This is a genomic window from Micromonospora sp. R77, from assembly GCF_022747945.1.
Classification (GTDB): Bacteria; Actinomycetota; Actinomycetes; order Mycobacteriales; family Micromonosporaceae; genus Micromonospora.
In genome coordinates, this window is the sequence record NZ_JALDST010000001.1 from 5,390,568 (window position 1) to 5,410,342 (window position 19,775).

At 73.7% G+C, this 19,775-nt stretch carries 17 protein-coding genes and 2 pseudogenes; 10 read left to right on the top strand and 9 right to left on the bottom strand.

The window, feature by feature from the left end:
• Positions 1-63: 63 nt before the first annotated feature.
• Together MRQ36_RS34635 and MRQ36_RS34640 are read left to right on the top strand one after the other, a co-directional pair.
• Positions 64-384 (top strand): annotated as a pseudogene (locus MRQ36_RS34635) (polyketide synthase dehydratase domain-containing protein); the annotation flags it as partial.
• Between the two features lie 149 nt (positions 385-533).
• Positions 534-2,978, top strand: a complete 2,445-nt coding sequence (locus tag MRQ36_RS34640) for an alpha/beta fold hydrolase (RefSeq protein WP_374250709.1) — start codon at positions 534-536, stop codon at positions 2,976-2,978.
• A gap of 50 nt (positions 2,979-3,028) precedes the next feature.
• Here the strand turns inward: MRQ36_RS34640 and MRQ36_RS25005 are convergent, their stop codons facing one another.
• Genes MRQ36_RS25005 through MRQ36_RS25015 form a run of 3 tightly spaced genes read right to left on the bottom strand, consistent with a single transcriptional unit; the run spans position 3,029 to position 5,302 of the window.
• Complete coding sequence (locus MRQ36_RS25005; protein WP_242799197.1) at positions 3,029-3,823, bottom strand: ABC transporter permease; 795 nt, start codon at positions 3,821-3,823, stop codon at positions 3,029-3,031.
• The gene (locus MRQ36_RS25010; protein ID WP_242799198.1) at positions 3,820-4,758 is read right to left on the bottom strand and encodes an ABC transporter ATP-binding protein; all 939 of its coding nucleotides are present in this window, start codon (positions 4,756-4,758) and stop codon (positions 3,820-3,822) included. The genes MRQ36_RS25005 and MRQ36_RS25010 overlap by 4 nt, the downstream gene beginning before the upstream one ends.
• A gap of 28 nt (positions 4,759-4,786) precedes the next feature.
• A complete protein-coding gene (locus MRQ36_RS25015) occupies positions 4,787-5,302 on the bottom strand; it encodes a YceI family protein (RefSeq protein ID WP_242799199.1) in 516 nt (171 codons plus the stop codon).
• 168 nt (positions 5,303-5,470) lie between these two features.
• Here MRQ36_RS25015 and MRQ36_RS25020 point away from each other — a divergent pair, with 168 nt between their 5' ends.
• Complete coding sequence (locus MRQ36_RS25020; protein ID WP_242799200.1) at positions 5,471-6,673, top strand: sensor histidine kinase; 1,203 nt, start codon at positions 5,471-5,473, stop codon at positions 6,671-6,673.
• Positions 6,670-7,320 carry a response regulator transcription factor gene (locus MRQ36_RS25025; RefSeq protein WP_242799201.1) on the top strand — a complete coding sequence of 217 codons (651 nt, stop codon included), beginning with the start codon at positions 6,670-6,672 and terminating at the stop codon, positions 7,318-7,320. The genes MRQ36_RS25020 and MRQ36_RS25025 overlap by 4 nt, the downstream gene beginning before the upstream one ends.
• A 22-nt stretch (positions 7,321-7,342) precedes the next feature.
• Here MRQ36_RS25025 and MRQ36_RS25030 read toward each other — a convergent pair whose 3' ends face one another.
• Positions 7,343-8,608 carry an activator-dependent family glycosyltransferase gene (locus MRQ36_RS25030; protein ID WP_242799202.1) on the bottom strand — a complete coding sequence of 422 codons (1,266 nt, stop codon included), beginning with the start codon at positions 8,606-8,608 and terminating at the stop codon, positions 7,343-7,345.
• Between the two features lie 221 nt (positions 8,609-8,829).
• Here MRQ36_RS25030 and MRQ36_RS25035 point away from each other — a divergent pair, with 221 nt between their 5' ends.
• From MRQ36_RS25035 to MRQ36_RS25055, 5 genes are all read left to right on the top strand, one after another.
• On the top strand, positions 8,830-9,858 hold the full coding sequence (locus MRQ36_RS25035) for an NAD(P)-dependent oxidoreductase (protein WP_242799203.1): 1,029 nt from the start codon (positions 8,830-8,832) through the stop codon (positions 9,856-9,858).
• Positions 9,851-11,161, top strand: coding sequence for a lipopolysaccharide biosynthesis protein RfbH (gene rfbH / locus MRQ36_RS25040; protein WP_242799204.1), 1,311 nt, complete (start codon positions 9,851-9,853; stop codon positions 11,159-11,161). Before MRQ36_RS25035 ends, rfbH begins: the two co-directional genes overlap by 8 nt.
• Before the next feature lie 52 nt (positions 11,162-11,213).
• Complete coding sequence (locus tag MRQ36_RS25045; RefSeq protein WP_242799205.1) at positions 11,214-12,245, top strand: Gfo/Idh/MocA family protein; 1,032 nt, start codon at positions 11,214-11,216, stop codon at positions 12,243-12,245.
• Positions 12,232-13,494 carry a macrolide family glycosyltransferase gene (locus MRQ36_RS25050; RefSeq protein WP_242799206.1) on the top strand — a complete coding sequence of 421 codons (1,263 nt, stop codon included), beginning with the start codon at positions 12,232-12,234 and terminating at the stop codon, positions 13,492-13,494. The genes MRQ36_RS25045 and MRQ36_RS25050 overlap by 14 nt, the downstream gene beginning before the upstream one ends.
• Before the next feature lie 233 nt (positions 13,495-13,727).
• Complete coding sequence (locus MRQ36_RS25055; protein WP_242799207.1) at positions 13,728-13,910, top strand: hypothetical protein; 183 nt, start codon at positions 13,728-13,730, stop codon at positions 13,908-13,910.
• A 141-nt stretch (positions 13,911-14,051) separates the two neighbouring features.
• Here the strand turns inward: MRQ36_RS25055 and MRQ36_RS25060 are convergent, their stop codons facing one another.
• The 4 genes from MRQ36_RS25060 to MRQ36_RS25075 are packed head-to-tail and all read right to left on the bottom strand — an operon-like array spanning position 14,052 to position 17,829.
• On the bottom strand, positions 14,052-14,972 hold the full coding sequence (locus tag MRQ36_RS25060) for a formyltransferase family protein (RefSeq protein ID WP_242799208.1): 921 nt from the start codon (positions 14,970-14,972) through the stop codon (positions 14,052-14,054).
• Positions 14,969-16,255, bottom strand: coding sequence for a PIG-L deacetylase family protein (locus MRQ36_RS25065; protein WP_242799209.1), 1,287 nt, complete (start codon positions 16,253-16,255; stop codon positions 14,969-14,971). Before MRQ36_RS25065 ends, MRQ36_RS25060 begins: the two co-directional genes overlap by 4 nt.
• A 30-nt stretch (positions 16,256-16,285) precedes the next feature.
• Positions 16,286-17,161 (bottom strand): 1,4-dihydroxy-6-naphthoate synthase, encoded by an 876-nt coding sequence (locus MRQ36_RS25070; protein ID WP_242799210.1) that lies wholly within the window; start codon positions 17,159-17,161, stop codon positions 16,286-16,288.
• A complete protein-coding gene (locus tag MRQ36_RS25075; protein ID WP_242799211.1) occupies positions 17,158-17,829 on the bottom strand; it encodes a hypothetical protein in 672 nt (223 codons plus the stop codon). Before MRQ36_RS25075 ends, MRQ36_RS25070 begins: the two co-directional genes overlap by 4 nt.
• A gap of 183 nt (positions 17,830-18,012) precedes the next feature.
• Here MRQ36_RS25075 and MRQ36_RS25080 point away from each other — a divergent pair, with 183 nt between their 5' ends.
• Positions 18,013-19,551, top strand: coding sequence for a macrolide family glycosyltransferase (locus tag MRQ36_RS25080; protein WP_242799212.1), 1,539 nt, complete (start codon positions 18,013-18,015; stop codon positions 19,549-19,551).
• 8 nt (positions 19,552-19,559) lie between these two features.
• On the opposite strand, the pseudogene MRQ36_RS34645 reads toward MRQ36_RS25080, so the two are convergent.
• Positions 19,560-19,694, bottom strand: a pseudogene (locus MRQ36_RS34645) (cold-shock protein); the annotation flags it as partial.
• Positions 19,695-19,775 lie beyond the last annotated feature (81 nt).

A 19,775-nucleotide genomic window follows, 5' to 3' on the forward strand; every position in this document is an offset into this window, starting at 1 on the left:
ACCCCGTTCGACGCGATACCGTGGCCGCCGCCCGGTGCCCTGGCGGTGGACGTCGAGGGCGCCTACGACACGCCCGACGGTGACGGCGTCGGCTACGGTCCCGCCTTCCACGGCCTGCGCGCGGCCTGGCGACGCGACGGCGAGTTGTACGCCGAGATCGTCCTGCCCGAGCCGGTCCGCGCCGACGCCGACCGGTACGGCCTGCACCCGGCCCTCGCCGACGCCGCGCTGCACGGGCTGGCCTACCTGCTGCCCGGCGCGGCCGGGCGGCTCGTGCCCTTCGCGTTCCGGGGCGTCGACCTGATCGCCCAGGGCGCCACCGCGCTGCGGGTCCGGCTCACCGCCACCGGTGCCGACGAGGTCGCGATCAGCGCCGTCGACCCGGCCGGCCGCCCGGTGGCCTCGGTCGACGCGCTGACCCTGCGGCCCCTCGCGGCCGCGCCGGCCCGGCACCCGGCCGTCGACTCGCTGTTCCGGGTGGAGTGGGTGCCGGTGCCGGTGCCGGTGCCGGTCGACGACGCCGCCGTCGGGCGGTGCGTGCTGGTCGGCTCGGACGCGCTCGGCATCGCCGGTCCGCTCAGCCGGGCGGGCGTCGCGGTCGAGTCCTTCGCCGACCTGGCGGCGCTGACCGCCGCCGTCTCCACCGGCATGACCCTGCCGAACCTGGTGATGGTCGGCGTCACCGGCCACCCGGTGACCGAACCCACCCGGGCGGTACGCGAGGTCACCGCCGCCGCCCTGGACACCGTGCGCTCCTGGCTGGCCGACGGCCGGTTCGCCGGCACCCGGCTCGCCGTGGTCACCCGGGGCGCCCTCGGCACCGGCGACGACCGCCCCGACGACCTGGCCGGCGCGGCCGTGTGGGGTCTGGTGCGGACCGCCCAGTCGGAGAACCCCGGCCGGCTCGTCCTGGTCGACCTCGACGGGGCAGCGGAGAGCGTCGCCGCCCTGCCGGCGGCGATCGGTGCCGGCGAACCGCAGCTCGCGATCCGCGCCGGCCGGGTCCGCGCCGGTCGGCTGGCCCAGGTGGCCGGACCCGAGCGGCCGGAGGTCGGCTGGGACCCGGACGGCACCGTGCTGGTCACCGGCGCGACCGGCGCCCTCGGCGGGCCGCTGCTGCGCCACCTGGTCACCGCCCGGGGCGTACGCCGGTTGCTGCTGGTCAGCCGGCGCGGCCCGGACGCCCCGGCGCGGCGGCGCTGCGCGCGGAGCTGGCCGCGCTCGGCGCGGAGGTCACCGTGGCGGCCTGCGACGCGGCCGACCGGGACGCCCTGGCCGCCCTGCTGGCGGCGGTACCGCCGCAGCACCCGCTGACCGCCGTGTTCCACCTCGCCGGGGTCCTCGACGACGGGGTGCTCGGCTCGCTCACCCCCGCCCGGTTCGACCCGGTGTTCCGCGCCAAGGTGGACGCGGCGCTGCACCTGCACGAGCTGACCCGGTCCGCGCCGCTGGCCGACTTCGTGCTCTTCTCCTCCTCGGCGGCCACCTTCGGCACCCCCGGGCAGGCCAACTACGCCGCCGCCAACGCGGTCCTCGACGCCCTCGCCGACCAGCGACGGGCCGACGGCCTGCCCGCCACGGCACTGGCCTGGGGCGCCTGGGAGCAGGGCATGGCCGGCCGCCTCGACCAGGTCGACCGGGACCGGATGCAGCGCGGCGGGGTGCTCGCGCTCACCGACGAGCAGGGCATGGCGCTGCTGGAGGCGGCCCTGCGGGTCGACGCCGCCGCGCTGGTGCCCGTCCGGCTCGACACCGCCGCCCTCGGCGCGGAACCCGCCCGCTGCTGCGCGGACTGGCCGCCCGTCCCGCCGCCGGGCCGCCACCGGGACCGGCCCGTCGCTGGCCGGGCGGCTGCGCGACCTGGACGCCGCGCGCGCGGCGCGGCCGTGCTCGACGTGGTTCGCGCCGCCACCGCCGGCGTGCTCGGTCACCCCTCACCCGAGGCGGTGAGCCCCGAGCAGCCCTTCCTGGAACTCGGCCTGGACTCGCTGACCGCGGTGGAGCTGCGCAACGCGCTGGCCACCGCGACCGGCCTGACCCTGCCGGTCACCCTCACCTTCGACCACGCCACGCCGCGGGCCGTGGCCGAGTTCCTCGACGCCGAACTGAGCGCCGCCCAGCCGGCGGCGGGCGGATCGGAGCCGGCCCGTCCGGTCCAGGACGTCATCGGCATGCTCTTCCGGCAGGCCTGCGAGCAGCACCGCCTCAAGGAGGGCTTCGAGCTGCTGCAGAGCGTCGCCCGGCTGCGGCCCACCTTCACCGACGCGGCCGAGGTACGCGAGCTGCCGACCGCGGTCCGGCTCGCCAAGGGCCCCGAACCGGTGCGGCTGGTCTGCTTCAGCTCCCAGGTCGCGCTGGCCGGCGTGCACCAGTACGCCCGCTTCGCCTCCGCGTTCCGGGACGTCCGGGACGTCGTCGCGCTGGCGGTGCCCGGCTTCGCCGCGGGGGAGCCGCTGCCGGCCACCGCCGACGCCCTGGTGGAGCTGCTGGCCCGGATGGTGCGCGAACACGTCGGTGACCATCCGTTCGCGCTGCTCGGCTCCTCCTCGGGCGGGGTACTGGCGCACGCCACCGCGGCCCGGCTGGACCGGGACGGACCGAGCGCCGCCGGGGTCGCGCTGCTCGACACGTACGTCCCCGGGGACGACTCGCTCGGCCAGTTCGAGGACCAGTTGCTCGGCGGGATGTTCGCCCGCGAGGAGAGCTTCGCCCGGATGGACTCGGCGCGACTGTCCGCGATGAGCTGGTACTTCAACCTGCTGGGCGACTGGACCCCGCCGAAGCTGACCGCGCCGGTGCTGCTGGTGCGGGCCAGCCGACCGATGCCGGGCGGCGAGGGCCTGTCGCCGCAGCAGTGGCAGACCGGGTGGACCGAGGCGGACGAGGTGGTCGACGTGCCCGGCAACCACTTCACCATGATGGAGGACCTGGCCGCCTCCACCGCCGGCGTGGTCGACGACTGGCTGCGCCGGATCTGAGCGCGGGGCCCCCGTTCGCACCACGGGGGCCCCGCGCTCAGCTCCGGTGCTCACTCCGCCCGGGGATCCCAGCGGAAGCGGCGGATCGCGACCACCGCGCCGACGGCGCCCCAGAGCAGCAGCACCACGAAGGCTCGCCACGGCACCCCCGAGTGCGCGGTGAACGCACCGAGCAGGGCCTCGTTGAACGGCTGCACCGGCAGCGCCCCGGTCACCGTGGTCAGCACCTCGGAGTGGATCGGCATGTAGGTGCCGGAGATGAAGACCAGCGGGAAGAGCACCAGCTGCACCACCGACGGGGCGGCCTCGGCGTTGCGGATCAGGGACGCCACCGCGACGCCCAGGGCGCAGAAGCTGGCCGCGCCGAGCACCAGGGTCACCGCGATCACCGGCCACTGGGCGACGGCCGGGAAGCGGACCCCGTACAGCCGGCCCACGACGATGATGAGCAGGACGTCCACCACGCTCACCACGACGCAGTGCGCGAGCAGCCCGAGGAAGTACATGTACGTCGGCAGCGGCGTCGCGCGGACCCGCTTGAGGATTCCGTTCTGCCGGCGGGTCGACAGCACGATCGCCAGCTGGCTGTAGCAGGCGCCCAGCACGGAGACCGCGGCGATGGTGGAGACGTAGTACTGCAACGCCGACCGGCCGTAGAAGTAGTCGCTGCTGCCCACATCCCCGAAGAGGGCCCCGAAGATCGCGATCACCACGACCGGGAAGAGGAACGTGAAGAACGCGCTCTGCGGGTTGCGCCAGAAGCTGAGCTGCTCGTAGCGGATCTGGTGCCACAGCAGGGCCAGGTCGCCGCCGCGGGCGACCCGGGGTTCGGTGACCGTGCTCACCGGCTGCTCCCTTCGAGGTCTCGGGCGGGCGTCGACGCCTCCTGGTCGGTGAGGCGCAGATAGACGTCCTCCAGGCTCGGCCGGTCGACGGTGAGTCCGGCCAGGACGGTGCCGCGCCCCAACGCCCAGCCGGTGAGCTGGTGCAGCGTCGCGGTCGGCTCCGTCGACTCGACGCTGACCCGCCCGTCGGCCAGCGTGGCGGGCACCGGCAGGTCCGTCACCGCGCACCCGTCGGGCAGCGCGAAGGTGATCCGGGTCAGCGCCGCGTCCCGTCCGCCGAGGCTGGCCGTCGGGCCGGCGGCCACGATCGTGCCGGCCGACATCACCGCCACCCGGTCGGCCAGCTCCTGCGCCTCCTCCATGTAGTGCGTGGTGAGCACGATGGTCATCCCGGCGTCGCGCAGGTCGCGGACGAGCTGCCACGCGCCGCGCCGGGCGTTCGGGTCGAACCCGGTGGTGGGCTCGTCCAGGAAGAGCAGGGCCGGGTTGCCGACGATGCCCAGCGCCAGGTCCAGGCGGCGCTTCTGGCCGCCGGAGAGGTCGCGGACCTTCCGCCGCGCCTGCCCGGCGAGGTCGACCAGCTCCACCACCTCGTCCACGTTCCGGGGCGTCGGGTAGTAGCCGGCGTTGCGGGCGATCGTCTCGCGGACCGTCAGGTAGGGCTCGACCGCGATGTCCTGGAGCACCACCCCGATCCGCTCCCGCAGCCGCCGGGCGGTGGCCCGGTCGCCCGGGTCGAGGCCGAGCACCTCGGCGCGGCCGCCGTCCCGGGTCCGGAAGCCCTCCAGGATCTCCAGGGTGGTGCTCTTGCCGGCACCGTTGCGGCCCAGGAGCGCGAAGATCTCGCCGTGCGCGACGGTGAAGCTCACGTCGCGTACCGCCTGGACCGCGCCGTAGCTGCGGCGCAGGTCCTCCACCACCACCGCGTCAGTCATCGCCTCACCCCCTCGTTCGCGGCCGGGCTCAGCGGCGTACGCACACGGCCTCCACCGTCAGGTCGAGGTAGCGTCCGGTCATCCCGCGGGATCCGGTCACCCCGAACTCCAGCCGGTCCACCCGGGTGGTCGCGACCACTCGGAACCCGTCGTCCGTGCCGGCCGACTCCCGCACCGTCAGGGTCACCGGCCCGGTCACCCCCTTGACGGTCAACCGGCCGGTGATCGAGGTCTCGTCGATCCGCTCGGAGACGAAGGTGAGCACCGGGTGGCGGTCGGTGTCGAGGAAGGTGGCGGAGCGGACCGTACGGTCCCGCTGGGCGCTGCCGGTGTTGAAGCTGGCGGCGTCGACCTCCGCCTGCACCCGCGACGCGGAGAGCGGCTCGGCGACCTCCACCGTCCCGGAGCGGACGGCGAAGGTGCCGTCCACCTTCCCCAGTCCGAACAGGTGGGTGGTGCGGAACCGGACCGTCGACCGGGCCGGGTCGACGTCGTAACGTCCCAACTGGGGGATCGTGGTGGTGTGCTCAGGGCTGGTTTCCATGCCGACCATTGCACCGGTGCGCGGCGGTCCGGCGCCAGGGTGTGCAGTCGGGTTCCGCCCCGACGAAGGTGGGGCCGCCGGCGCAGGCGTACGACTTTCGTCGGTTGCGGCACCGACGCAGGTGCGCGGCCGGTTCGCCGCCGGTGGCGGATGCCCTACCGTCTAGGCATGACGGAGGCACCGTGGCACCACCGGCACCGGGTCGTCATCGACGTGGCCCTCGCCGTGGTCTTCGTGCTGCTGGACACCGGCACCACCCTGGCCGGCGGGAGCTGGTGGCCGGAGCGGCCGGGTCCGCTGGCCTGGGGGCTGCTCGGCGCGCAGGCGTTGGCCTGCTCCTCGCTGGTGCTGCGCCGCCGGGCGCCGCTGACCGTGGTCGTCGTGCTCGGCCTGTTCACCCTCGTGGTCACGCTGCTGATCTCGCCGGCGCACGCCCTGACGCCGGCCTCGGCCGGCAACGTGTGGGCGCCCTTCGCGACCGTGGTCGCCGCGTACGGGCCGCCGTTCCACAGCCGGGACCGGCGGGTCGCGTACGTCGCGTTGGGGCTGCTGACCTTCGTCGTCGCCCGGCCGTGGGAGCCGTCGGCCACGATCATCACGCTGGCGGTGCTGCGGACCGCCGTCGGGCCGCTGCTGGCGCTCTATCTCGACGCCCGCCGCCGGCTGGTGCTGGCGCTGACCGAGCGGGCGGAACGGGCCGAACGGGAACGGCACCTCCTCGCCGAGCAGGCCCGCGACGAGGAGCGGGCGCGGTTGGCGGGGGAGATGCACGACGTGGTAACCCACCGGGTGAGCCTGATGGTGCTCCAGGCCGGCGCGCTGCGGATGACCGCGACGGACGAGGCGACCCGGCAGGCCGCCGAGGACCTGCGGGCCGCCGGTTGCCAGGCGCTCGACGAGCTGCGGGACCTGGTGGGCATCCTGCGGCGGGCCCCGGAGGAGGACACCACCCCGACGGCGGACGGGCTCGCCACGCTGGTCGCCGAGTCGACCGCGGTCGGCGTACCGGTCGAGCTGGTGGAGTCCGGTGACCGGTCGCTCGCGTCACCGGTGGTGGGGCGCACGGCGTACCGGATCGTGCGGGAGGCGCTGACCAACGTGCGCAAGCACGCGCCGGGCGCACGGGTGACCGTGCGGCTGCGCTACGAGGAGGCGCACCTGCGGATCGACGTGCACAACACCCCGCCCACCGGCCGGCCCAGCGCGGCCCTGGTCGGGAGCGGTTCCGGCCTGGGCATCGTCACCCTGCGGCAACGCATCGAGCTGGTGCACGGCACGCTGCGCGCCGGGCCCGCGCCGGACGGCGGGTTCCGCCTGGAGGCGGTCCTTCCCGCGTACGTGCCGACGGCCGAATCGGCGGTGGGCGCGTGATCCGGGTGCTGGTCGTCGACGACGAGCCGATGGTCTGCGTCTTCCTCAGCCGGATCCTCGGCTCGGCGGACGACATCGAGGTCGTCGACCAGGCGCACGACGGCGCGGCGGCGGTCGAGGCGGTGGCCCGCAGCCGGCCCGACCTGGTGCTGATGGACCTGCGGATGCCGGGCGTGGACGGGCTGACCGCCATCGAGCGGATCAACGCCCGCCCCGACGCGCCGCCGATCGTCGTGCTGACCACCTTCGACGCCGACCAGTACGTGCTGCGGGCGCTGCGCCTCGGCGCGGCCGGGTTCCTGGTCAAGTCCACCCCGCCGGAGAGCCTGATCGGGCTGGTGCGGGTCGCCGCCGACGGGCACACCGTGCTGTCGCCGGCCGCCGCCCGCCGGCTGGTCACCGCCTCCACCGACAGCCGCTCCGCGCGCGACCGGGCCCGGCAGCAGATCAGCACGCTGACCGAGCGGGAGGTCGAGGTGCTCGGCTGCCTCGGCGAGGGGCTGTCCAACGCGCGGATCGCGGCCCGGCTGCACCTGTCCGAGGCGACCATCAAGGGGTACGTGTCGCGGGTGCTGGAGAAGCTCGGCTGCGCCAACCGGACGCAGGCCGGCCTGATCGCGCACGAGGCGGGCGTCGGGCAGCGCTGACGGCGTACCCCGACCGGGCCGGTCAGTGCGGCCAGGGCGCCGTCCGGCGTTCCGCCACCAGCTTCTCCAGCACCGGCACCACGTCGGACGGGGCCGGGCGGGCCATCACCTCGTCGCGCAGCCGGGCTGCGTGGTCGGCGAAGGCCGGCTCGTCCAGCAGCCGCGCCGTGGCCCGCCGTACATCGTCCGCGCCGGCGCTGCCACTCTCCAGCAGCAGCCCGGCGCCCTGCTCCCGCAGGCCGGCGCCGCGATAGAGCTGGTCGGCCACCGGGGTGGTCACGGTCAGCTGCGGTACGCCGTAGACCAGCGCGTTGGCGTAGCTGCCGAAGCCACCGTGGTGGATCAGCACCGAGCAGGTGGGCAGTAGCGCGTGCAGCGGCACCGACTCCACCACCCGGACGTTGCCGGGCAGCGAACCGAGTTCGGCGACCTGGGCGGGTAGCAGCGCGGCGACCACCTCGGCGTCGAGCTCGGACAGCGCTTCCAGGATGTCGGCCTTGGAGACGTAGTCGCCGCCGTACCGCTCGGTGTTCGAGGCGCCGAGGCTCAGGCAGACCCGGGGTCGCTCCGGTGCGTGCCGCAGCCAGTCCGGCACCACGGCGGGACCGTTGTACGGCACGAACCGGATCGGCGTGCTCGGCACGCCGGTGTCGACGGCGAGGCTCGCCGGCAGCGGGTCGAGGGTGAGCTGACCGGTGGTGAGCTCCTCGGTGAACGTACCGCCGTACTCCGCCGCCCGCGCGGTCAGCCAGGAGGCCAGCGGGTCCGCCCGCTCCTGCTCCGGCAGTTGCGCGTTCAGCTCGCGCAGCAGTTGGCGCTTCTTCACCCACACGTCCGCGAAGCAGAGCGACCGCACCTGCGCCGCACCCACCGCCCCGGCGGCGATCGGCCCGGCGTAGGTCAGCGGGTCCCAGACCACCAGGTCCGGTTGCCAGGAGCGGGCGAACGCCACCAGGTCGTCGAACATCGGTTCGTTGTACATTGCGCACCCGTACGCGCCGAGCTGCGCGCGGTCGACCTCCTGCCGGTGGTCGGGCCGCTCCGGGGACAGGTCGCTCCAGTTGACCGTGTCCCACTGCTGGGTCTCCCGGTTGGCGCTCATCGCCGCGCTGATCCCGTCGTTGCTGCCGACGGCCACCGCTGTCATCCCGGTCCGGGCGATGACGTCGACGAACTCGACGCAACTGGCCACCCGGACCTCGTGCCCGGCCGCCCGCATCGCCCACGCGACGGGCGTCAGGCAGAACAGGTGGGACTTCTCTGGCACGGTGGCGAACAGCACGCGCACGGTGGCACTCCTGACGGGTGGCGATCCGGTCCACGCTCAGGGTGGTCGGCGGTTGCGGGCTTCGCCGACCGATGCCGCCGGAGTCCGGGAAAACACCCAGAGTTCGGCCGCTGGACGGCCCGCCCCGGTCGGCCGCGTGGATAGTGGCGGCAGGTGTGGCCGCCGCCGACCCGGTGCCCGCCCCGACAAACTCCCTCGTCCCAGCAGCCGGAAGGGCCCCCATGCGCGCAGCTGGTCCCGTAGAGCTCGGGCCGCCGACCGCGGTGGTGCTCGGTGCGGCTGGCTTCATCGGTCGTACCGTCTGCGCGACGCTGCATGCCGCCGGTTGGCGGGTGACCGGCCTGGCCCGGCGGTCCGCCGTGCCCGCGCCGTGGCCGACCCGGCACCTGGACCTGGTCGCGGCCAGCGGCGGTGAGCTGTTCGCCACGCTCGCCGAGCTGCGGCCGACGCTGGTGGTCAACGCGGCCGGCGCGCTCTGGGCCGTCACCGACGACGAGCTGACCGTGGGCAACGTGACGCTGGTCGGCCGGATCGTGGCGGCGGTCGCCGCGCTGCCCCGACCGGCCCGCCTGGTGCACCTCGGTTCCGCCTACGAGTACGGCGACCAGCCCGGCGGGCGCACCCTCTCGGAGCACCTGGAGGGCCACCCGACCAGCCGGTACGGGCAAACGAAGCTGGCCGGTACCCGGCTGGTCACCCGGGCCGTCGCCCAGGGCCGCGTGGACGCGGTCGTGCTGCGGCTCAGCCTGGCGCTGGGCCCCTTCGCGCCGCGGTCCGGGCTGTTCGGCGGGATCGCCCACCAGCTCGCCGGCCAGCCGGCCGAACTCCGCCTGCCTCCGGTGGCCGGAACCCGGGACATCGTCGACGTCCGGGACGTCGCCGACGCGGTGTGCCACGCGGCGGCGGCGCCGACCGTGCCGCCCGTCGTCAACGTCGGCGGTGGCGTCGGGGTGCGGTTGACCGACGCCGTGGACGAGCTGATCCGCATCGCCGGATCGACCGCCACGATCGTGCGGGTCCCGCCGCCGGCCGTACGACGGCACAGCGGCACCGGCGACCTGCCACTGGACATCGGACTGGCCCGGCGGGCCCTCGGCTGGTCGCCACGCCGCACGCTGACCGAGGCGCTGCAGGCCGTCTGGGACACCGTTTCACCGCCGGTCGGTGTCGCGGCCGGAACGTCCGGCCCGGGCGACGGGACGGGCACATCCACCTCGAACCTCGTACTGGACGGAGATACCCATGGCTGACGCGGCCGTACGCTCGATCCTTGAGCAGGTGCGCAAACTGCACCGTGATCAGGCGTCGACGGAACAGGAGTTCGTACCGGGGGTGACGCCGATCCTGCCGTCCGGCGCGGTGCTCGACGAGGACGACCGGGTGGCGCTGGTGGAGCAGGCCCTGCACCTGCGGATCGCCTCCGGTGCGGCGGCGCTGCGCTTCGAGCGGCTGTTCGCGCGGACGATGGGGGTGCGCAAGGCCCACCTGACCAACTCCGGATCGTCGGCCAATCTGCTGGCGCTGGCCTCGCTGGCCGCCCCCGAGCTGGGGGACCGCCGGCTGCGGCCGGGCGACGAGGTGATCACGGTGGCCGCCGGGTTCCCGACCACGGTGAACCCGATCGTGCAGTGCGGGATGGTGCCGGTCTTCATCGACGTGGACCTACCCACCTACAACACCACAGTGGAGCGGATCGAGGCGGCGCTGTCGCCCCGGACACGGGCCATCATGATGGCGCACACGCTGGGCAACCCGTTCCCGGCGGCCGAGGTGGCGGAGCTGGCCCGCGCGCACGGGCTGTTCCTCATCGAGGACACCTGTGACGCCGTGCTCTCCACCTACCAGGGCCGCAACGCCGGCACCTTCGGCGACTTCTCGACGGTGAGCTTCTATCCGGCGCATCACCTGACCACCGGAGAGGGCGGCTGTGTGCTGACCAACAGCCTGGAGCTGGCCCGGATCGTCGAGTCGATGCGGGACTGGGGGCGGGACTGCTGGTGCGAGCCGGGGGAGGACAACAAGTGCCTGAAGCGCTACTCGTACCAGCTGGGTGACCTGCCGCACGGCTACGACCACAAGTACATCTTCTCCCACGTCGGGTACAACCTGAAGGCCACCGACAGCCAGGCGGCGCTGGGGCTGAGCCAGCTGACCAAGCTGGACGACTTCGTGGCCGCCCGTAAGCGCAACTGGCGGCGGCTGCGCGAGGGCCTCGACGGCCTGCCCGGCCTGCTGCTGCCCGAGCCGACGCCGGGCAGCGACCCGAGCTGGTTCGGGTTCGTCATCACGCTCACCGAGGAGGCCGGCTTCAGCCGCGCCGAACTGGTGGACTTCCTCAACGCCCGTAAGATCGGCACCCGGTTGCTGTTCGCCGGGAACCTGGTGCGGCACCCGGCCTACCAGGACCAGAACTACCGGATCAGCGGTGAGCTGACCAACAGCGACATCGTCACCGAGCGTACCTTCTGGATCGGTGTGTACCCGGGGATCACGATCGAGATGGCCGACTACATGGTCGCCTCGATCCGCGAGTTCGTCACCCGGCACCGCTGACCGCCGTGACTCACCGCGACTTCACGGACGACGTCCGACGGAGGAAGCCATCATGACGGACCGGGTGCCGATCGGCGTCGGTGTGCTCGGCGCCGCCGACATCGCCTGGCGGCGTACCGTGCCGGCGATCGTGGCCTGTGACCGGCTGCGGCTGGTCGCCGTGGCCAGCCGTACGCCGGAGAAGGCCGGCGCGTTCGCCGACCGGTTCGGCGGCGTGGCGGTGACCGGCTACCAGCGGCTGCTGGCGCGCGACGACGTCCAGGCGGTCTACGTGGCGCTGCCGAACGCGCTGCACGAGGAGTGGGCGGACGCCGCGCTGCGCGCCGGCAAGCACGTGCTGGTGGAGAAGTCGCTGACCGTGGACGCCGCTGCCGCCGTACGGCTGGCCGACACGGCCCGGACCGCCGGCCTGGCGCTGGTGGAGAACTTCGCCTTCCTCGACCACCCGCAGCACGGCTGGGTGCGGGACCGGATCGCCGAGGGCGCGATCGGCGAGGTACGGACCGTCAGTGCGTCGTTCGGCGTGCCGCAGGCCGATCCGGCGCTTATCCGCTACCGCCGGGAACTCGCCGGTGGTGCCCTGCGGGAGACCGGCTGCTATCCGGTACGCCTGGCCGGCTCGCTGCTCGGGCCGGACGTCGAGGTGGTCGGCGCGCGGCTGCGCCACGACCCCGGTACCGGGGTCGACATCTCCGGATCCGCGCTGCTGGCCGACTCCGTCGGGGTCACCGCGCAGTGCGACTTCGGCCTCGCGCACGCCTACCGCAACACGTGTGCGGTCTGGGGCAGTACCGGCCGGATCGAGGTGGACTGGGCGTTCACCCCGCCGCCGGGGACCCGCCCGGTGGTCCGGTTGCACCGGGCGGAAACCGTTACCGAGCACCGCCTGCCCGCCGCCGACCAGTTCCTGCGGATGGTGGACGGCTTCGCCGAGGCGTGCGCCGACCCGACCCGACAGGACCGCTACCGCGACGCCATCGTCGGCCAGGCGTCGCTGCTCGGGGCGATCGTCCGGCAGGCCGACTCCACCCCGTCCGCCGTGACCCGGGCGGGACAGCCCGGAGGTGACCGTGTCCCTGCCTGACCCCGACCAGGACCCCCCGCCGCGACACGTGGTCTGGTTGACCTTCCCGGCGTTCAGCCATCTCAAGGCGACCCTGGCCATGGTGGAGGAACTCCTGCGGCGCGGCCACCGGGTCAGCTATCTGGTCGCCGACCGGCTCGCCGACGTGGCCCGGGAGACCGGCGCGCGGGTCGTGCCCTACCGGTCGACGTTTCCGGCGTCGCTGTCGCCGCCACCGAGCGCGACCACGATGCTGGTCGAGTTCCTCCGGGAGAGCTTCGCGCCGCTGGAGGCGGCGCTGGCGTGTGCCGAGGCGGACCCGCCCGACCTGGTCGTGCACGACGCACTCGCCTCGGACGTCGCCGTCGCCCTCGGCCGCCGGTACGGGGTGCCGACGGTCCGTACCTACGCCGGGTTCGGCACGAACGGTCAGGTGCCGCTGAACGGCACCGAGCCGGAGCCGGAGTCGGAGCCGGTCGACCCGACCGACCCGAGGCTGGCCGAGCTGGTCGCGGAGCTGACCGGCCGGGTCGCGGCGGCCGGCGCGGCCGACCTCTTCGACGGCGGCCCGGCCAGCGGCGACGACGCGGCGCTGAACATCTCGTTCGTCACCCGGGCGTTCCAGGTCCGGGGGGACACCTTCGGCGACGACTACCTGTTCGCCGGCCCCTGCCTGCGGCCGGCGGACCTCGCCGGTGAGTGGTCGCCGCCGGCCGGCGCCGGGCCGGTGCTGCTGGTCTCGCTCGGCACCACCGTCAACCAGCGCCCCGACTTCTTCCGCAGCTGCGCCCGCGCCTTCGCCGGCACGCCGTGGCACGTGGTGATGACCCTCGGCCGGTCCACCGACCCGGCGGAACTGGGGCCGTTGCCGCCCAACGTGGAGGCGCACCGCTGGGTGCCGCACCTGGCCGTGCTGCGACACGCCGCCGCGTTCGTCTGCCAGGGCGGCACGGGCAGCCTGATGGAGGCGATGTACGAGGGCGTACCCGTCGTGGTGGTGCCCCAGCAGAGCGACCAGTACGCAATCGCCCGGCAGGTCGTCGAGCTGGGGGTGGGCCGGTCGATCCGACCCGAGGCACTCGACCTCGACACGCTGCGGGCCGCCGTCGAGGCGGTCGCCGCAGACCCCGACGCCCGACGTCGGGCGCAGCAGTTGGGCCGGTCGGTACGCGAGTCGGGCGGCCCCGTCGCGGTGGCGGACCGGTTGGCGCAACTGCTGGCCGACCGTGAGCCGCCGGCACCGCCGCCGCCGGCGATCGTGCCCGGCTGACGGTCCTTTATCACCGGAATTGACTGCGGTCAACGGCTCGCGGGTCAGGACTGGGACTTTGCGACAGTTTCACGGATCGCAATGTCTATTCGGTTGTCCGGTACTGGTACGTTCGGTCGAGTCGGTCGAGTCGGATCAATGAGATCTGCTCGGCTGCCCGGTTGTCGGCGGCGATGGGGTCACCTCCGGAGAATCGCCGGCCGGCTCTTGCCTACCCCGAGAAGGAGAAGAAGATGGCTCGGCGCAAAGGGTCTCTCATCCAGGTGCTCGTCGGATTCGGCTTGGCTGCCGTGGCGATAATCGCGCTGCTGGGCGGCGACCTGTCGGAAGGTGGGCACACGGTGGCCCTCATCGTCCTGGCACTGGGTATCGGGGTCGGGAGCATCGGGATCGGCCGCAGCCTCAGCAAGCGGTAGGCGCGAACTCCCGGCGGTGCCGTGGTGCCGCCGGGAAGGGATCGTGCTCGATCCGGAAGGTGGCGGCCTCGTCCGCTGCGGAAGGCCACCACATCCGTGTTCGAGCGCGATCTCCGCCCGGTCCCGTACGGGGACGTGAGGTCACCGGTGCCGTTTCAGGATGGCGACACCGTCGGCGCAACCGAATCGGATGGTGTCCGCGGTGACCAGTTCCAGGGTCGTTGAGCCGGCGTCGCCGGAATTGTCGGCGAGCCACGCGCCTTCGACCGGATAATCAGTTCCGCCGATCGAGGCGAACGCCCGCGGATACGGCCCCAGCAGCCCGCGCACCAGCCCTTCGATCTCCGAGAAGCGCATGGTGTGCGCGATGCGCCCGTCGGCCGGCCGCCGTTTCGGCCACCGCGTCGCCCGCTCCGCGATCTGCACCCGCGACGGCACCGAGCGGCGGGCGAGGTGCCCGGCCAGTTCCGTGCCGGCCTCGAAGTGCGTCGACGCCATCCGGTAGAACAGCGACGCGGCCGACTCCCGCTGGCGGACCGGCAGGTCGTACTGGGCGATGATCGGGCCGGTGTCCGCCTCGGGCTCCAGGAAGAACACGCTCAGCGCGGTGGAGCGCAGTCCCTTGATGATCGTCCACGGGATCGGTGCCTGTCCGCGCCCCGTCGGCAGCTTCGTCGGGTGCATGCCGATGCACCCGTACCGGCCGTCCGCCGGCCCGGGATCCGCGCCGTGCACGGTCCTCGGCACCGCCAGGACGTCCGGGTGGATGAGCCGGGACCAGCCCACCACGAGCAGGTAGTGCGGACGACAGTCGGTGAGCAGGCCGCGCAGCGACGACAGGCTGCCGTCCTCGGTCAGGACGCACTCGGCGCCCTGCTCGCGGGCCAGGTCGGCGACCGACGCGTAGCCGACGGCGGCCGAACCGCGCTCGGGCGGGATGCCGATCATCAGCGGCACTTCGACCAGTCCGTCCAGGTACGCGTCGGAGGAGAAGATCCCCTCGTACGCGCGGATCCCGAAGACGTGCGTGGTGACGAGCGCCAGCCGGGTCCGTTCCGTCACCGGTCCCCTCCGTCCGCCGTCGACGGCTGCACGTCGACCACCCGCAGCTCGCCGGCCTCCACCCCGTAGACGACCTGCGCCCAGGGGTGCTCGTCGAAGATCCGGGCCACCTCCGGTGCCCGGCCCGGGTCCGCCAGGAACTCCATCCCGGCCCGGGTCGCCGCGTCGCTGACCCCGGCCACGCCCACCACGGTCGCGCCGGCGGCCCACGGACTCGCCCGGCGGGCCACGTACCCGAACTCCCGGGGCGCTCCCGCGGCCAGCCGGGCCCCGGACACCCGGTTCTCCAGGCAGCGGGGCGAGGAGAGGGTCCAGACGGGAGCGTCGAGGCGCTGGCACTCCCGGGCCACCGGGTTGCTGTCCGGGCCGCCGACCGTGACGACACTGCCCCGCCGGGCGGCGGCCGACGCCTCGTCCGCGTCCGCGCAGTGCTCCCGCAGCGGATAGGGCGACCAGAGGTCGACGAACGCCTGCCGCAGCGCGTCCCGAGCGGCGTTGCGGTGCCGGGACGTCGCCGGGGTGTCGCCGTCGGCGGGCGGCTCGTAGAGCAGCGTGACGGTGCCGTCGCCGACCGCCGGCAGCCAGAACCGGTGGAACGGGGAGTCGCTGAGGCCGACGGTCCGGCGGGCCGCGTCGGTCGCCCCGTACTGCAGACCCACCTCGAAGGCCTCGGCCCGGTCCAACCGCGCGCGGCGGCCGTGCAGCTCCTCGTAGGCGGTCAGGTCGTGCCGACCGATCCGCGAGGCCTGCGAGTGGTAGCACTTCAGCGCCCGGTCCTTGACCAGCAGCCGGTCCGGGGTCACCTCCACGAAGACGGTCGGCCGGAAGTGGCTGATCTCGGACGAGACGTGGGTGGAGTAGTGCAGGAAGACGCAGTCGCGGAAGGCCGCGTGCGCGATCCGGTACGCCGCGCCGTGGTCGTTGTGGCTGTCCGCCCAGGTGTGCGTCACCACCACGTCCGGCCGCAGGTCGAGCCGCGCCATCAGTTCCCGGACCAGCCGTACCTCGTCGATGTCACCCCGGAGGTAGCCCTGCTCGACGCCGCCGAAGTGGACCCGGTCCGCCGGGACGCCCATCTCCGCCGCGGCGTTGGTGGCCTCGGCGCGGCGTGTGTCGCAGCACGCCGGATCGTCGGTGAGGACGAGGACGTACACCTCGTGGCCCTGCTCGCGCAGTTTCGTGACCAGCGCCGCCGCGCCGATCTCGACGTCGTCGGGGTGCGCCCCGATGGCGAGCACCCGCAGGCCGGCTCGCCCGGTCGGGTCTGGCAGCTCGATGGGCACAGCGCCTCCTGTTCGTGACATTCCCGCAGCTCAGGCCGGGACCGGGTCGGCCGGTGCCGGCAGGTCGAGGGCGTCCTGGGGCACCGGCGGCACCAGCCCGGCCTCCGCCGCCAGGTCGAGCATCGTCCGCACCGCGGCCAGGCCGCACCCGCCCAGGTCCTCGGTGTACCGGTTGACGTAGAGCCCGATGTGGCCCTCCAGCACCTCCGGCGCCAACTCCTGCGCGTGCTGCCGGACGTACGCCCGGGAGGCGCCCGGATCGGCCCAGGCGTGCCGGACCGAGGCCCGGATCGCGGCGGTGATCTCCGCCAGCCGCCGGGCGCCGAGGCTGCGCCGGCCGACGATCGCGCCGAGCGGGATCGGCAGGCCGGTCCGGCCCTCCCAGTCCTGGCCCAGGTCGACCAGGCAGTGCAGGCCGTACGTGTGGTAGGTGAACCGGGCCTCGTGGATGACCAGACCGGCGTCGACCGCGCCGTCGCGGACGGCCGGCATGATCTCGTGGAACGGCAGCACCACCGTCCGTACGTCCGCCCCCGGCCACGCCTGCCGCGCCCAGAACCGGAACAGCAGGTAGGCGGTGGAGTGCTCGGTCGGGATGGCCACCACGCGGCCGGCGAGGTCGGCCGGCGCGCACTCCTCGCGGGTGAGCAGCAGCGGTCCGCAGCCGTGCCCGAGCGCGCCCCCGGTGGGCAGCAGCGCATAGCGGTCCAGCACGTACGGCAGGGCGGCGTAGGAGATCTTCAGCACGTCGAGTTCGCCCCGCTCGGCCATGCCGTTGGTGACGTCGATGTCGGCGAGCGTCACCTCCGGCGGCGGGCACTGCGGCAGCAGCCCCGCCGTCCAGGCGTGGAACACGAACGTGTCGTTCGGGCAGGGGGAGTGGGCGAGCCGCAGCGGGCCGCTCATCGCGCCGTCCCCGGCGCGGGCGCGGCGGACATGTCCCACAGGCACAGGTACTTGTTCGGGCAGTCCTCCGGGATCCGCTCCAGCGGCTCACCCAGCCCGAACGGGGCGCGGGTGAGGTCGAGCTTCGCATGCCGCAAGCTCGGCGCAGCCATCCGCTCCAGGTTGGAGAACTCGCCCCCGGGCAGCGACGAGTCGCTGGTGTAGCTGGTGGTCAGCAACAGCCGGCAGGAGGCCCGGAACCGGTCCAGGGCGGCCAGCACCATGTCGTTGGGCAGGTGGATGAAGACGTCCCGACAGATCAACAGGTCGGTCGGGCGGACGTCCTCGGTGGTGATGTCGAGCATCTGGAGGCGGTAGCCCCGGCGGCGCAGCTCCGGCCAGGACTCCCGCTCGTGCACGTCGTGCCCGACGTAGTCCACGCCGGACAGGTCGACGGTGCTCATCCACGCGAGGTCGCCGCAGCCGGCGTCGGTCAGCGTGCGGACCCCGTACGTCTGCAGGATGCCGGTCAGCCCCTTGCGGACGAGCTGGGTGTGTGGCTCGCTGGATCCCCACCCGCAGACCGTGTCGGGCGCCTGGTCGGGCCAGCCCCGGGAGAAGACCTCCAGACCGGGCGTCAGAGGTCTGCGCGGCTCCTGCCCGGCGATGCGTTCTGCTGATTGGCTCACGGCGTCTCGCTCTCCATCGGAGGGAGTTGTCGGACCAACTCAGCACGCCGCGGGCCCGCCTCTCCACAAAGACAAGTGGTTTCCCGAGACTCTCCGGACAGGGGCAGGAATTGGCTGGGGAGTTCCCCAGACTTGCCGCCGTCCCGGCGGCCGCCGGGACGCCGAAGTGGAAGGCTCCCGGTCATGTCGAGGTTGCACGTGGCGTTCCTGCCGTTGCCCGCGTTCGGACACATCAATCCGACGCTGCCCGTCGTCGCCGAACTGGTGCGGCGCGGACACCGGGTGACGTACGCGACGAACAGCCGGTTCGCGCCGCTGGTCACCGCCGCCGGCGCGACGCTGCTGCCGTACGAGTCACCCCTGGCCTCCCGGAAGCTGCTGCACCGGATCGACGCCGAGTACATGGCGCACGAGCCGGTCCGCTCCATCGACGAGGCGATCGCCACCGTGCCGATCTACGAGGCCGGGCTTGGTGACGACGTGCCGGACGTGCTGCTCTACGACGTGAGCACGTTCGCCGCGGGGCGGGTGCTGGCCCGTAAATGGAAGCGGCCGGCGATCGAGATGTTCGTGACCTTTGCCTCCAACGAGCACTACTCGCTCACCCAGCAGATCGGCGCGATGTTCGCCGGCGAGATCGACGGGACCCACCCGGCGATCATCGACTTCTTCGTCAAGATGGGCGCGCTGCTGCACGAGCACGGCCTGGCCGACGTGACGCTGGAGGAGTTCACCGCGCCCGCCGACGACGCGAACCTGGTGTTCCTGCCCCGGCGTTTCCAGCCGGCGAACGAGACGTTCGACGACCGGTTCGCCTTCGTCGGCGCCTGCATCGGCAACCGGCCCGACCAACCGTGGAGCCCACCCGCTCCGGGCCGGCCGGTGGTGCTGGTGTCGATGGGCAGCTTCAACTACGACAACCACGGCGACCTGCTGCGCACCTGCGTGGACGCGTTCGCCGGGACGCGCTGGCACGCGGTGGTGGCGGTGGGCGAGGGAGTCGACCGGGACGCGCTCGGCCCGGTACCGGAGAACGTGGAGCTGCTGACCTGGGTGCCGCAACTGGCCGTGCTGGAGCGGGCCGAGGTCTTCGTCTCGCACGCCGGCATGAACAGCGCCATGGAGGCGATGTACTTCGGCACCCCGGTGGTCGCCCTGCCGCACATGCCGGAGCAGCGGATCGTCGCCGCCCGCCTGGCGGAGCTGGGCCTCGGCGTGGACCTGTCCGGGCAGCCCGTCACCGCCGACCGGCTGCGCGCCGCGGTGGACGCGCTGGCCGCCGACGACGCGGTCCGCGCCGGTGTCGGCGCGCTCCGCGACGAACTGCGGGCGGCCGACGGGCCGCCCCGGGCGGCGGACTACATCGAGGCGCGGGCCCGCCGCGAGCCGGCCGCCGCGCGGCGCGGTCACCGACCGCGCCGCGCGCCCGGCGCGCCGGTTCCCGGACGCCCCGACGGTCAGCCCTTCACCACCCAGCCGCGGCGGTACCCGGCGGCGATCAGCCGCTCGCGGATCTTCATGATCTGCGCGCCGGTCAGGTTCGGCGCGGTCTCCATCAGCGCCTCGGTGATCTCGCTGCTGTACTCCTCGGCCGAGAGGACCTCGCAGTCCTCGTCGTCCTCGTCCGGTGCCGGCACCGCGGCCCGCCGGGGTGCCGCGGGCGGGTCCAGCAGCTGGATCCGGGCCGCCTTCAGGCCCTTGTGCCCCTCCATCACCTCATAGCTCACCCGCTGGCCGACACACCGGTCGGTGAGCGGGAAACCCACGTCGTTGACGTGGATGAACAGGTCCTCGCCGCCGTCGTCCGGCGCGATGAACCCGTACCCCTTGGTCTCGTTGTACCGAATGATCTTCCCGATGGCCATCGTCACCGTCACCTCACCGTCAACCTGGCGCACACCCACCACGCGGACGGCCCCCCGGGGGCCCCCGCCGCGCCCGGTCAC

Excerpts from the sequence above, each read along its gene's own strand:
- MRQ36_RS25035 (WP_242799203.1), top strand. The coding sequence starts at position 8,830 with ATGCGCGCAGCTGGTCCCGTAGAGCTCGGGCCGCCGACCGCGGTGGTG.
- MRQ36_RS25045 (WP_242799205.1), top strand. The coding sequence starts at position 11,214 with ATGACGGACCGGGTGCCGATCGGCGTCGGTGTGCTCGGCGCCGCCGAC.
- MRQ36_RS25010 (WP_242799198.1), bottom strand. The coding sequence starts at position 4,758 with ATGACTGACGCGGTGGTGGTGGAGGACCTGCGCCGCAGCTACGGCGCG.
- MRQ36_RS25070 (WP_242799210.1), bottom strand. The coding sequence starts at position 17,161 with ATGAGCGGCCCGCTGCGGCTCGCCCACTCCCCCTGCCCGAACGACACG.
- MRQ36_RS25015 (WP_242799199.1), bottom strand. The coding sequence starts at position 5,302 with ATGGAAACCAGCCCTGAGCACACCACCACGATCCCCCAGTTGGGACGT.
- rfbH (WP_242799204.1), top strand. The coding sequence starts at position 9,851 with ATGGCTGACGCGGCCGTACGCTCGATCCTTGAGCAGGTGCGCAAACTG.
- MRQ36_RS25080 (WP_242799212.1), top strand. The coding sequence starts at position 18,013 with ATGTCGAGGTTGCACGTGGCGTTCCTGCCGTTGCCCGCGTTCGGACAC.
- MRQ36_RS25055 (WP_242799207.1), top strand. The coding sequence starts at position 13,728 with ATGGCTCGGCGCAAAGGGTCTCTCATCCAGGTGCTCGTCGGATTCGGC.
- MRQ36_RS25020 (WP_242799200.1), top strand. The coding sequence starts at position 5,471 with ATGACGGAGGCACCGTGGCACCACCGGCACCGGGTCGTCATCGACGTG.